Here is a 13,120-nt window from a genome sequence, read left to right as displayed (position 1 = left end):
ACCACAACATGAAAATTCGTAATATCGCGATCATCGCGCACGTCGACCATGGAAAAACCACCCTCGTCGACCAGCTCCTGAAGCAGTCCGGCTCGTTCCGCGACAACCAGCGCGTCGCCGAACGCGCCATGGATTCGAACGACCTCGAAAAGGAACGCGGCATCACCATCCTGGCCAAGGCGACCTCGGTCGACTGGAAGGACACCCGCATCAACATCGTCGACACCCCCGGCCACGCCGATTTCGGCGGCGAAGTCGAGCGCATTCTGTCGATGGTGGATTCGGCCATCGTGCTGGTCGATGCCGCCGAAGGGCCGATGCCGCAGACCAAGTTCGTCGTCGGCAAGGCGCTCAAGGTCGGATTGAAGCCGATCGTCGTCATCAATAAGATCGACCGGCCGGACGCCCGCCATGTCGAAGTGGTCAACGAAGTGTTCGACCTGTTTGCGGCGCTCGACGCGACCGACGAGCAGCTCGACTTCCCGATCCTCTACGGTTCGGGACGCGACGGCTGGGTCTCGGAAAACCCTGAAGGCCCGAAGGACCAGGGCCTGTCGCCGCTGTTCGACCTCGTCATCAAGCATGTGCCGGCGCCGACCGTTCATCCTGGCCCGTTCCGCATGATCGGCACCATTCTGGAGGCCAATCCGTTTCTCGGCCGCATCATCACCGGCCGCATCGAATCCGGCACGCTGAAATCCAACCAGGCGGTCAAGGTGCTGCACCATGACGGCACCCAGGTCGAAACCGGCCGTATCTCGAAGATCCTGGCTTTCCGCGGGCTCGAGCGCCAGCCGATTGACGAGGCGCAGGCGGGCGACATCGTCGCCATTGCCGGCCTGTCGAAGGGCACCGTCGCCGACACGTTCTGCGACCTGTCGGTGACTGAGCCGCTGCATGCGCAGCCGATCGATCCGCCGACCGTGACGATGTCGTTCCTCGTCAACGATAGCCCGCTGGCCGGCACCGAGGGCGACAAGGTGACCAGCCGCGTCATCCGCGACCGCCTGCTGCGCGAGGCCGAAGGCAATGTCGCGCTGAAGATCGAGGAATCGCCTGACAAGGATTCGTTCTTCGTCTCCGGGCGCGGCGAATTGCAGCTTGCCGTGCTGATCGAGACGATGCGCCGCGAAGGTTTTGAGATCGCCGTGTCGCGTCCGCGCGTCGTTATGCAGCAGGGCGAGAACGGCGAATTGCTGGAGCCGGTCGAGGAAGTCGTTATCGACGTCGACGAGGAGCATGCCGGTGTCGTCGTGCAAAAGATGTCGGAGCGCAAGGCCGAGATGGTCGAATTGCGCCCGTCAGGCGGCAACCGCCAGCGCATCGTCTTCCACGCGCCGACGCGTGGCCTGATCGGCTACCAGTCGGAACTGTTGACCGACACGCGCGGCACCGCTGTCATGAACCGGCTGTTCCATGCCTACGAGCCCTACAAGGGCGAATTGCCGGGCCGCACCAACGGCGTGTTGATCTCCAACGAACAGGGTGAATCGGTCGCCTATGCCATGTGGAACCTGGAAGACCGCGGTCCGATGGTCATCGATCCGGGCGTCAAGGTCTATCAGGGCATGATCATCGGCATCCATTCCCGCGACAACGACCTCGAGGTGAACGTGCTGAAGGGCAAGAAGCTGACCAACATCCGCGCCGCCGGCAAGGATGAGGCGGTGAAGCTGACGCCGCCGATCCGCATGACGCTGGAACGCGCGCTGGCCTGGATCCAGGACGACGAGCTGGTCGAGGTGACGCCGAAGACCATTCGCCTGCGCAAGCTCTACCTCGACCCGAACGAGCGCAAGCGTTTTGAGAAGTCGGCGAAAGTGGTCGGAGCGGCGTAAGCTTCTCTTCGTTAAAACGTTACCGGGGAGGGAGCATTTGCGTGCTCCCTCCCTTTTCGTTTATCCACCGGCAGCCGCGATAATGTCGTCCCGATCCGGTTCGCCGGCCAGATCGATGCGGATCGCCGTTCCCGTTCGGGCCGGCTTGCGCAAGGCCTTGGCTCCGTCCGGACCGACGATCAGCAATCGCTTCTCTTCCCAAGCCTGAAGCCGCGATCGCGAAATGCGGAGTTCACCGGCGAGCAGCCGGTCGAGCCGCAGCGCTGTCGGCACGCCGAGCCTAAGCTGGAGTTCGAAAGCGGTGGAGTTTTGCGGCCTGCCGCCGAGCACCTCCTTATGAACGGCGGCTTCGGGAAACTCCTCGACGCGTCCGATCCTGCTGCGCAGTGCGACAACATCGAAGGCATGGCGACGCGCCAAGCCTGGGTCGTTGCTTTCGAGCGCCTGCAAAAGCGCCGGTTCGATGTCGCGGCGGTTGCAGCGCTCGAAGATGTCGAAATTCCAGGAGTTGTCGCAATCGACGCATCGGTAGATCAGCCACGCATCGATGCGTTTGCCATTGGCGTTGACGCGGAATTTTCCGCTGCTCTGGTAGGCCTTCAGGCCGCCGCAGCGGTTGCAGTTGATCAGAGGTCGAGGTGCGGTTTTGGGCGCGATCGCCCAGCGGATACGCAGTATCGAAGACATGCCGAAAAGCCCATCCCGTCGGGAAGTTCGTCAGATCGGCGATGTCGAGATGCCCATGCGGGCACGGCGTGGCGAGAGGCTGCGGCGATCGGGAATCAGGTGTCGCGGATGATTGTGCGCGACAGCGGTTCAGCAGCGCCAAACCGGTCTCGAACCGCCACCCTGAAGAACACGTGATATGAAACAGAGGTCGCGAATGCGGCGCCCTGCATTGTGTCGGGGGAGTTGACGAGACCGGCGGTTACGTAGGCAAAGTGAAGCTCGAAATTGTGTCGGGGCGCAACTTCTAGCCGTGGGGCGGCGAGCCGACAAGCCTCTTCTTTGATCGATGGAACACTTGCGCTACAATTGGCCGATCAACGTCCCAAGCAAAGATCCCGGTCATGCAGTTCACGTCGCTTCTGATCTTCGCCGCCGCTCTCTTCGTCGCCGCTGGCTCGCCCGGCCCCTCAATCGCTGCTTTGGTGGCGCGGGTCATCGCAAAGGGCTTTCGCGACGTGTTCCCGTTCCTGCTCGCCATGTGGATCGGCGAGGGCATCTGGCTGTCGCTGGCGGTGTTCGGGCTGGCGGTGGTGGCGCAGACCTTCCATCTCGCTTTTGTCGTGCTGAAATGGGTCGGCGTTGCCTATCTTGCCTACCTCGCCTGGAAGATGTGGACCGCCCCGGTCGAGGCGCGTGAGGGCGAGATGCCGCGCGAGGAATCGGCCGTCAAACTGTTTTTTGCCGGCATGGCGGTGACGCTCGGCAATCCCAAGATCATGATGTTCTATCTGGCGCTGCTGCCGACCATCATCGATCTCGCCTCGGTGACGGTCGTCGGCTGGGTGGAGCTGACGCTGACCATGGCCGTGGTTCTGGTCGCCATCGATCTCGCCTGGGTGCTCGCGGCGGCGCAGGCGCGAAAGCTGTTGAAGAGCAAGCGGGCGATGAAGATCGCCAACCGCGTCAGCGCCGGCACCATGGCCGGCGCCGCGGCGGCGATCGCAGCGCGATCCTGAGCATGATCCCGAAAAGTGGGAACCGATTTTCTCGGACAAACGGTTCGTTTGTCCAGAGATCATGCTCAAACAAACGGCGCGTCAACTCATTTCGATGATTGGGGCGATCTCGACGCTGAAACCCGGATCCGTCAGGATAGGACAATCCTTGGCTTTGGCGACGGCATCGTCGATGTCTTTCGCTTCGATGATCGTGTAACCGGCGGTCGGATTGCTGCCGCCATTGTTCTCGACCGTGCCGCCGGGCAGCACGGTCTTCGACATGCCGACCGGATTGCCGCCGTCGACCACCGCCGAGCCAAGCTTGCCGTACCAGCCGTTCCAGGCATCCATCGCTGCTTTCCGCTCGGCCTCGTCGGTCGGCATCTTGCCCGAGCCGTGATAGACATAGAGAAACTTTGCCATGGTCTCCTCCGTTGATCGCGGCATCGAACCGGCATGCGGTCACGCCGCGTGGTGATCATCGGACCAAACCGGCAAACAAGCAACGAAAATGAGGACTATCTAATATACTGCGAGGATTGGCTCGTAGCGGCCATGCCTCGTAGAGCCATCGCGTGATATTCATCATTCGACCGCACGGTTCGGATCGTGCTTAAGCAGGTCCCGGGCCTGATCCATCCCGATAGAACCGGGGCCGGAGCCCAGCTAATTGGGCAGCACGCCGGCCGTCGGTGCCGTTGCACTCTTCGGTGCCTGCGGCCCACCCTGGTAGAATTTAGACGCGGGATTGTCCTGCATGAAGTCATACGCAACCATGCCGAGCGGGCGCTTTTGCCGTTCGGCGGCCGGCTGGCGCCACGGGATCAGCTGGCGGAGCGCTGCCAGAGCGGCAGTCGGCGCTTCACCGAATTTCCGGCCCGGGTCCTGCGCCTTGCGCAGCTCCATCCAGTAGCTCGCCGTCAGCAGATCCTGCGCCAGAAGGTGAAACGACAGATCGACCGCCTGGCGGGCGCGTGCTGTCTTGATCCGCGTCTGAGCCTCCAGATCCTCGACCGTCGCGACGATGGCCTGTCCGGCAGGCGTCACCGGCGTGCCCATGCCGGCGAGTTCCTGCCACAAATCGGTTGCCAGATAGCCGTCGAAGGTGGGGATGTCCTTGCGTTCGTCAGCGTTCAGGATATCGGCGGGTTTGATCACGGTGAAGAACGGGTTGCGGAAGCGCTCGATGCGCTGGGCGACGGCAACCCCCAGATTGGTCAAGGCAATGGTGAACGCCTCGACCTGGTTGGCCATCGGATACGGATCCCAATTGGCGTTGGAGAAGATGTAGCCGGACTTGCCGTTACTCAGCGGCCCTCCCTTGATGTAGTATTTCATGAATTGCGGCGTGCTCAATTCCCAGGAGCTTTCGGGCGTCAGGCCAGGCAGGACGGCTGGATTGTGGTCGGAGGAATTGATGGACAGCAGCACGGAATCGCGTAGCTCGGCCCAGGACTGCCACGCCGAGCCCTGGCGCTGGCTCGAAGCCCGCATGCTTTCCGGATCCTGGATGATGCGGGCCGGATCCTCGTCAAACAGGTAGCTGCCCTTGATCATATCCATGATCCGGGCGGCGTCCCACGTCAGCCACTCGTAAGGCCGCATCGATTGCACCGGCACGGAGATCGGTGTGACGCTGGAATTCATACCGGTAAGGCCCATCGCGTAGCTGAGATCCGTCCACTCCAGGAGCTTTCGTGCATCCTCGATCAGCAGGACCGTCTGCGCCTGCGCATAGGCGTTGGTGCTGATGAGCGCCGCCTGGTCCGCGGCAAACGGCTCGAGCGGCTTCAATCCGGCTTCGGCAAGCGCCTGCGCCGCCGGCATGCGGACGCCGCGGTAATGGGCCTCGCCCTCGCCGACCATGCCGGCGGCGATGTTGCCCATCGTCGGCAGGTCGCCTTCTCCCAGCGTACCGCGCGATTGCACGACCGGCGTCACACGCTTGTTCAGCATGTCGACAAGGCTGCGGGTCAGTTGCGGGCTTGCTGCCTCGTAGGACATCGTGTTGGCCCGGATTGCCATGATGGCGCGTACCAGCGCTTCGTCGTCCATCTCGGGCCCATAACCGCGCGTCACGCCGCCCTTGAAGCGGGCCAACTGCTGGTCTTTCAGCAGTTTGGTGTTTTCAGGCGTGGTCGGATCGCCAGAGAAGATCACCGTCTCGCGCTGGTCGCCGGCGCCACGGTTGAACCAGTAGATCGTCACGCCTTCCGCCGCGCCCTGCAAAAGCAGGCCGTATGCATCGGCTGAACGCTGCAACGCTTCGGCGCTGAGTTCGACCTTCGCACCGTTGCGCGCGATATCGACGACCTGTTCGATGGTCAGGTCGCGGCCGGTGAGCTTGATCGTCTTGCCGGCGGCGGTCTCGGTGATGGGTTGGTAGATTTGAGCCGCTTCGAAGGCGAGCGTTGGTGTCGCGACGAGCGCCCATGTCATGGTCAGGGCGCAGAGGAAAATCTTGGGCGTATGAGCGGAAATTCGGTCCAGCATAACGGCTCCCATCTCTGAAGCTAGGTTTCAGGTACGAGTTTCACCCCCTGGAAATTTTGTTTCCTAGAAAACTAGCCGGCGGCGTCTCCCTGTCAAACGATTGTTGGCCCCAGGACCGATAGTGGGACCGCCGTGGCCCTATCGTGCCATCGCGTGGTATTCATCGTTCGGCCGCATGTCGACTGCCGCCGCCACCCGGTTCGACATGTTGAAGAAGGCGGCGGTTGAGGCGATGTCCCAGATGTCGCGGTTGGAAAAGCCGGCCTCGCGCAGCGCTGCCCGGTCGGTCTCGACGATCTTAGCCGGCTCTTCGGTCAGCTTCACCGCAAATTCGAGCATCGCTATCTGTTTCGCAGAAAGGTCGGCGGCGCGGAAGTTCATCGCCATCATCTCGCCGAAGGCCGGGTCGCCGGAAAGCTGGCGCACCGCCGCGCCATGGGCGGTCAGGCAATAGTAGCAATGATTGATCGAGGAGACTGCCACCGCGATCATCTCGCGTTCCAGTTTCGACAGGCCGGATTCACCCAGCATCAGATCATTGTACATGTCGGTGAAGGCACGCAGCTTCTTCTCGTCGAAAGCGTAGGCCAAGAGCACATTGGGAACGAGGCCGAGTTTCTCCTCGCATTTGGCGAAATAGGCTTTTGTCGCTTCGCTCAGCTCCGCGGGTGCGAGATCGAGTGCAGTGATTTTGTCCGTCATGGCGGATTTCTCCTCATTTCCAGGCGACCCACCGGCGAATTCCGACATTTCGTCGCAAGCCGTCAAACCTTTGTCGCCAAATACCGGTCATCTGCTACCATAGTTGCAAAAGCATGTGACGGGAGGGAATTAGCGCCTATGGCCAGCCTGAAATCAGCAAGTCAGTTGAAAAAGATGAGCACGGCCAAGGGCAGCGAAAAGCCCGGCAGGCTTGCCGATTACCTGCTGGCGCGAGCGCCGGCCGAAGATGTCGCCGCTTATGATGTCACCGACCTCGAACGCGCCGCCGATCTCGCCGGCCGCGCCGTCGCCCGTCACAAGAAGGGTGATTGCGTCGTCGCCATAGAGGTCGATTCCGGTGTTGTCCGCCAGGGCAGGCCGATGACCGTGATCACCGTCGTCAATGACAACATGCCGTTCCTGTTCGATTCCATCCTCGGCGAGATCACCGAGAGCGCCGGCGAACCGCTGCTGGTTACCCATCCGGTGATCGTCGTCAGGCACGGCAAGAGCGGCGTCGACGAAATCCTCGGCGATGGCGGCTTTGCCAAGGGCGATCATAGTCATGAACGGCTGAGCGTCATCCACGTCCATATCGGCCGTCTTTCGGCCGAGCAGGCCGAAGCATTGGCCGGGCGGCTGAAGAAGATATTGGAACAGGTGCGCGCCGCGGTCACCGACTGGAAGCCGATGCTGGCCCGCCTCGACCAAGCGATCTCGGAGTTCCGCTACGCTCCGGTGCCGCTCGACAAGGCCCATGTCACCGAAGCAATCGCCTTCCTCGAATGGCTGCGCGACGACAATTTCACCTTCCTTGGCATGCGCGAGTTCAAATACACCGGCGGCGAGAAGAGCGGCACGCTGGAGCGCACCGAAAAGCCCGGGCTCGGCATCCTCTCCGATCCCGACGTGCTGGTGCTGCGGCGCGGCACCGAAGCGGTGACGACGACGCCGGAAATCCGCGCCTTCCTGCACGGACCGGAACCGCTGATCGTCACCAAGGCCAACGCCAAATCGTCGGTGCACCGCCGCATCTATCTCGATTACATCGGCATCAAGACCTACACCGCCAAGGGCGTGCTTTCGGGCGAGTTGCGCATCGTCGGCCTGTTCACCTCGACCGCCTACACGCGCTCGGTGATGAAGATCCCTTATCTCAGGTCGAAAGCCGGAACCATCATCGCCAAATCCGGCTTCAACCCTGAAGATCATTCCGGCAAGGCACTGATCAACGTGCTGGAGAGCTATCCGCGCGACGAGCTGTTCCAGGTTCCGGTGCCGGTCCTGCGCAAGCACGCCGAAGCCCTTCTGGGGCTGATCGAGCGGCCACGGATCAGGGCGCTGGTGCGCGTCGACCAGTTCGACCGCTTCGTCTCGGTCCTCGTCTTCGTGCCGCGCGACCGCTACGACAGCATCGTACGCGAGAAGATCGGCACCTATCTGAAGACGGTGTTCGAAGGCCGGCTGTCGGCCTACTACCCCGCCTTTCCGGAAGGCGGACTGGCGCGCGTCCATTTCATCATTGGCCGCTCCGGCGGCAGAACGCCGAAGATCGAGCAGGCGACGATCGAGGCCGCGATCCACGACATCGTGCGGACCTGGGACGATACGCTGCGCGAAGCCGCCGCCGAGACCGGCGCTGAGGCGGCGCTTACAACCATCGCCTCACGTTTCTCGGAAAGCTATCGCGACAGTTTTCCGCCGGCCGTAGCATTGGCCGACGCTGGACGCATATCGAGGATCAATGCCGACAATCCGATCGCCATCGACTATCACCGCCATGCTGACCAGAAGCCGCATCAAGCCGCGCTGAAGATCTACCATCACGGTGAGCCGGTGGCGCTTTCCAGGCGGGTACCGGTTCTGGAGAACATCGGTTTCCGTGTCATCAGTGAGCGCACCTTCGAGGTCGGCGACCAGACCTCAGGCATGATCAATAGTGATCAGCCGGGCATGGTCTTCATCCACGACATGGAGCTCGAAAACAGCTACGGCGAACCGATCGACCTTAGCGACGGCGGCGCGCTGTTCGAGGACGCCTTCCTTTCCGTCTGGCGCGGCGACATCGACAATGACGGCTATAACGGCCTTGCCCAGACGGCGGGGCTGTGGTCGGGCGAGGTCACCATCCTGCGCGCCTATGGCCGCTATCTGCAACAGGCCGGCATTCCGCAGAGCCAGGATTTCATTGCCGCCGCGCTCAACCGCTATCCCGACATCGCGCGGGGCCTGCATGCGCTGTTCGTCGCCCGCCTCGGACCGACGGCCGACACCGAAGGGCTGATCGCGGCCAAGCACCTCAAGGCCAAGATCAAGGATGCGTTGGAGGAGGTTCCCAACATCGATGACGACACAATCATCCGCCGCTACCTCAACCTGATCGAAGCCTCGCTACGCACTAATCATTTCGTTGCCGATTTGAAGGAGAAGGGCCAGTCGCTGGCGATCAAGCTCGATTCGCAGGCGGTCGACGGCCTGCCGGCGCCGCGGCCGTGGCGGGAGATCTTCGTCTACGGTTCCGAGGTCGAGGGCGTGCATCTGCGCTTCGGCCCGGTCGCCCGCGGCGGGTTGCGCTGGTCGGACCGCGCCCAGGATTACCGCACTGAGGTGCTCGGCCTGGTCAAGGCGCAACAGGTCAAGAACGCGGTGATCGTGCCGGTCGGCGCCAAGGGTGGCTTCTATCCGAAGAAGCTGCCGGCGAGCGCCGGCCGCGACGCCATCTTCGAAGCCGGCACCTCGGCCTACAAGAACTTTGTCTCGAGCCTGTTGTCGATCACCGACAATATCGGCCTGGACGGCGTCATTCCGCCAGCCGGCGTGGTGCGGCGCGACCCGGACGATCCCTATTTCGTCGTTGCCGCCGACAAGGGCACGGCGACCTTCTCCGACACAGCCAATGCGATCAGCGAGAAGCATGGTTTCTGGCTCGACGACGCTTTTGCCAGTGGCGGCTCGGCCGGCTACGACCACAAGAAGATGGGCATCACCGCCAAGGGCGCCTGGGAAGCGGTCAAGCGGCATTTCCGCGAGATGAACCGCGACATCCAGACCACACCCTTCACCGTGGTCGGCGTCGGCGACATGTCGGGCGACGTGTTCGGCAACGGTATGCTCCTGTCCGAGCAGACCCGGCTGATTGCCGCTTTCGATCATCGCGACATTTTCATCGATCCCGCTCCCGACATGGCGGCTTCGATGGCCGAGCGCCGGCGTATGTTCGCGCTGCCGCGTTCGAGCTGGCAGGATTATGACAAGACGAAGCTGTCGGAAGGCGGCGTCATCGTCTCGCGCAGCCAGAAGTCGATCACGCTGCCGCCGGCCGCGGCCGCGGCGATCGGCCTCGGCAAGACAACAGCCACGCCGGTTGAGATCATGAGCGCCATCTTGAAGGCGCCGGTTGACCTTTTATGGTTCGGCGGCATCGGCACGTATCTGAGGGCGTCGACGGAAACCAACCAGGATGTCGGCGATCGCGCCAACGATGCTATTCGGGTGACCGCGCTCGAGATGCGCGCCAAGGTCATCGGCGAAGGCGCCAATCTCGGCGTGACGCAGCGGGCCCGCATCGAATTCGGGCTGAATGGCGGACGCTGCAATTCGGACGCGATCGACAATTCGGGCGGCGTCAACTGCTCCGACGTCGAGGTCAATATCAAGATCGCGCTGGCTTCCGCCATGCGCAAGGGAGTGCTGACCCGCCCAGTGCGCAACAAGCTTCTTGCCGAGATGACCGACGAGGTGAGCGGGCTGGTGCTGTCCAACAATTACGAACAGACGCTGGCGCTGTCCCTTGCCCGCAAGCGCGGCCTTGCCGACATCGCCCATCAGAGCCGTTTCATGGCCGCGCTCGAGGCGCGCGGCCTGCTCGACCGCAATGTCGAAGCTCTGCCGTCGCCGGCAGCCCTTGCCGAGCGCGAGGCGCGCAGCGAGCCGTTGACCAGAGCTGAGCTCGGCGTGCTGTTGGCCTATGCAAAGATCGTGCTGTTTTCCGACATCGTCGCCAGCGACGTGCCGGACGATCCGCATTTCGACCGTGACCTGATGGGCTATTTTCCGGACCGGATGGCGAAGAAATACGCGGCCGAGATCCATGGCCATCGGCTGCGCCGCGAGATCATCGCCCGCGTCGTCGCCAACGATCTGGTCAATCGAGGCGGCCCATCTTTCGTCAACAGACTGCAGGAAGCGACCGGCCGCAGCGCGGCCGACGTGGTCCGGACCTTTGCGGTCGTGCGCGACGGCTTCGGCTTGCCGGCACTCTACCGCCAGATCGACGCGCTCGACAACCAGATCGACGGACAAGTGCAGCTCGATCTCTATCAGGCCGTTAGCCGGCTTACTTATGTGGCCAGCGGCTGGTATCTCAAAAACGATACCAGCACCGCACCGCTCGGCCAGCGGATCGGCGAACTGCAGGACGCGCGCAAAGCACTGGAGCCGAAGCTCGTTTCGCTGCTGCCGGCCTTCTCGCGCGAACTGATCGAGGAGCGGCGGCATGGTCTGGCCAAGGGCGGCGCGCCCGAAAGCTTGGCCGAACAGCTGGCGCTGACCGATGTGGCTGGCCTCGTCCCCGACATCGCGCTGACCGCACGGACGGCGGATGCCGACATCGTCGTCGCCGCGAAGGCGTTTTTCGCGGTGAGCGACGCCTTCCGCATTCCGCGGGTCGAGGATGCGGCACGCTCGATCTCGCCGTCCGACTATTACGATCAATTGGCTCTCTCCCGCGCCACCGACACGATCGGCGCGGCCAGGCGCGGCATCGCGGTGGCGGCGCTGACCGGCCACGCCGAGGCGACGGACCCGGTGGCGGCATGGCTGGAGGCCGGCGGTGAACGGGTCGCGCGCATCCGCGAGCGGCTACAGGCGCTGACCGAGGGCGGCGACATCACCGTATCGCGGCTATCGGTGGCGTCGGGGCTGATCAGCGACCTGACGGGGATGTGAGAAGTCTTCGACATGGCGCGGGATTGCCGACAGGAACTGCGCTATAGAGCGAAGCGGTTCCCTGCTTCGGGGCGCCGTTCGCGGGAGGGCACATGGCCGAAGTAGCAGTGCAGCGGGCATCGGGACGCGGCGTCTGGGGATGGATGCTGTTCGACTGGGCGGCGCAGCCGTTCTTCACGGTGATCACCACCTTCATCTTCGGACCCTATTTCGTCTCGCGCATGGCGAGCGATCCGGAAACGGGCCAGGCGGCATGGGGTTACGGCATCGCCGCAGCGGGTCTGGCCATCGCTGTGCTGTCGCCGATCCTCGGCTCGATCGCCGACCAGACCGGCCCGCGAAAGCCGTGGATCGCCTCTTTCGCTGCGATCAAGATCACCAGCCTCTGCCTGCTGTGGTTCGCTGCTCCCGGTTCGAACATTTTCCTGGTTGTGCTGTTCTTCTCGCTGGCTTCGGTCGCGGCGGAATTCTCGACCGTTTTCAACGATTCGATGATGCCGCGCCTGGTGCCGAAGAGCGATATCGGCCGAATCTCGAACATGGCCTGGGGTCTTGGCTATCTCGGCGGCATGGTAGCGCTGATCTTTGTCGTCGCCTTCATGGCCAGTTCCCCGGAAACCGGCAAGACGCTTCTCGGTCTCGATCCGGTCCTCGGGCTCGACCCGAAACTCGGCGAAGACGCGCGGGCGACCGGACCCCTCTCGGCGGCCTGGTATTTCCTGTTCATCCTGCCGATGTTCTTCTTCACGCCGGATGCGGCGAAGGGCATTCCCCTACGGCCGGCGGTGCGCGAGGGACTATCGGAACTGAAATCGACGCTGGGCGAAATACGCAAGCGCAGCGGCATTTTCCGCTTTCTCGTCGCCCGCATGATCTATCAGGATGGCGTCAATGCGTTGCTTGCGCTGGGCGGTGCCTTTGCGGCGGCGATGTTCCATTGGTCGATCACCGAGATCGGCCTGTTCGGCATCATCCTCAACGTCGTCGCCATCGTCGGCTGCCTGGTTGCCGCACGCCTCGACACGGCGCTTGGCTCCAAGACCATAGTGATGATTTCGCTTGTCCTGCTGAGCATCGCCACGATCGGCATCGTTTCCACCGGCCCGGGCTATACGTTGTTCGGTGCCTGGACGATGCCCGGAGCCGATAGCGGCGGGTTGTTCGGGACACCGGCGGAAAAAGCCTACATCTTCTTTGGTCTGCTGATCGGTATTGCCTTTGGGCCGGTGCAGGCATCTTCGCGCTCCTACATGGCGCGTAGCGTCACGGCGGCAGAGTCGGGCCGCTATTTCGGCATCTATGCGTTGGCCGGGCGGGCGACCAGTTTTGCCGCGCCGTTCATGGTGGCGACGATCACACTGGCCAGCGGCTCGGCGCGGCTCGGCATGGCGGCTATTATCCTGTTTCTCGGCGTCGGCCTGGCAATCCTGGTCCGCACGCCGTATCCGGCGGACCAACCGGCGGAGTAGCTGC

At 63.0% G+C, this 13,120-nt stretch carries 8 protein-coding genes; 4 read left to right on the top strand and 4 right to left on the bottom strand.

The window, feature by feature from the left end:
* Positions 1-8: 8 nt before the first annotated feature.
* A complete protein-coding gene (typA, locus tag AC0L26_RS11080) occupies positions 9-1,838 on the top strand; it encodes a translational GTPase TypA (RefSeq protein WP_354492588.1) in 1,830 nt (609 codons plus the stop codon).
* A 60-nt stretch (positions 1,839-1,898) separates the two neighbouring features.
* Here the strand turns inward: typA and AC0L26_RS11075 are convergent, their stop codons facing one another.
* Positions 1,899-2,525 carry a DUF1062 domain-containing protein gene (locus AC0L26_RS11075; RefSeq protein ID WP_473632539.1) on the bottom strand — a complete coding sequence of 209 codons (627 nt, stop codon included), beginning with the start codon at positions 2,523-2,525 and terminating at the stop codon, positions 1,899-1,901.
* Between the two features lie 383 nt (positions 2,526-2,908).
* Here AC0L26_RS11075 and AC0L26_RS11070 point away from each other — a divergent pair, with 383 nt between their 5' ends.
* Complete coding sequence (locus tag AC0L26_RS11070) at positions 2,909-3,523, top strand: LysE family translocator (protein ID WP_473632538.1); 615 nt, start codon at positions 2,909-2,911, stop codon at positions 3,521-3,523.
* An 81-nt stretch (positions 3,524-3,604) separates the two neighbouring features.
* Here the strand turns inward: AC0L26_RS11070 and AC0L26_RS11065 are convergent, their stop codons facing one another.
* The 3 genes from AC0L26_RS11065 to AC0L26_RS11055 all read right to left on the bottom strand — a co-directional run bounded on the left by AC0L26_RS11065 (position 3,605) and on the right by AC0L26_RS11055 (position 6,700).
* Complete coding sequence (locus tag AC0L26_RS11065; RefSeq protein WP_473632537.1) at positions 3,605-3,928, bottom strand: YciI family protein; 324 nt, start codon at positions 3,926-3,928, stop codon at positions 3,605-3,607.
* 243 nt (positions 3,929-4,171) lie between these two features.
* A complete protein-coding gene (locus AC0L26_RS11060; RefSeq protein ID WP_473632536.1) occupies positions 4,172-5,998 on the bottom strand; it encodes an aromatic amino acid ammonia-lyase in 1,827 nt (608 codons plus the stop codon).
* 138 nt (positions 5,999-6,136) lie between these two features.
* Positions 6,137-6,700 (bottom strand): peroxidase-related enzyme, encoded by a 564-nt coding sequence (locus AC0L26_RS11055; RefSeq protein ID WP_473632535.1) that lies wholly within the window; start codon positions 6,698-6,700, stop codon positions 6,137-6,139.
* A gap of 138 nt (positions 6,701-6,838) precedes the next feature.
* Here AC0L26_RS11055 and AC0L26_RS11050 point away from each other — a divergent pair, with 138 nt between their 5' ends.
* The gene (locus AC0L26_RS11050) at positions 6,839-11,647 is read left to right on the top strand and encodes an NAD-glutamate dehydrogenase (RefSeq protein WP_473632534.1); all 4,809 of its coding nucleotides are present in this window, start codon (positions 6,839-6,841) and stop codon (positions 11,645-11,647) included.
* Positions 11,648-11,739: 92 nt separating this feature from the next.
* Entirely contained in the window at positions 11,740-13,116 is a 1,377-nt protein-coding gene (locus AC0L26_RS11045; protein ID WP_473632533.1) for an MFS transporter, read from the top strand.
* Positions 13,117-13,120: the final 4 nt, after the last annotated feature.

The sequence above is a fragment of the Mesorhizobium sp. WSM4823 genome (assembly GCF_055811195.1).
This window is presented reverse-complemented; position numbering and strand designations above follow the sequence as displayed.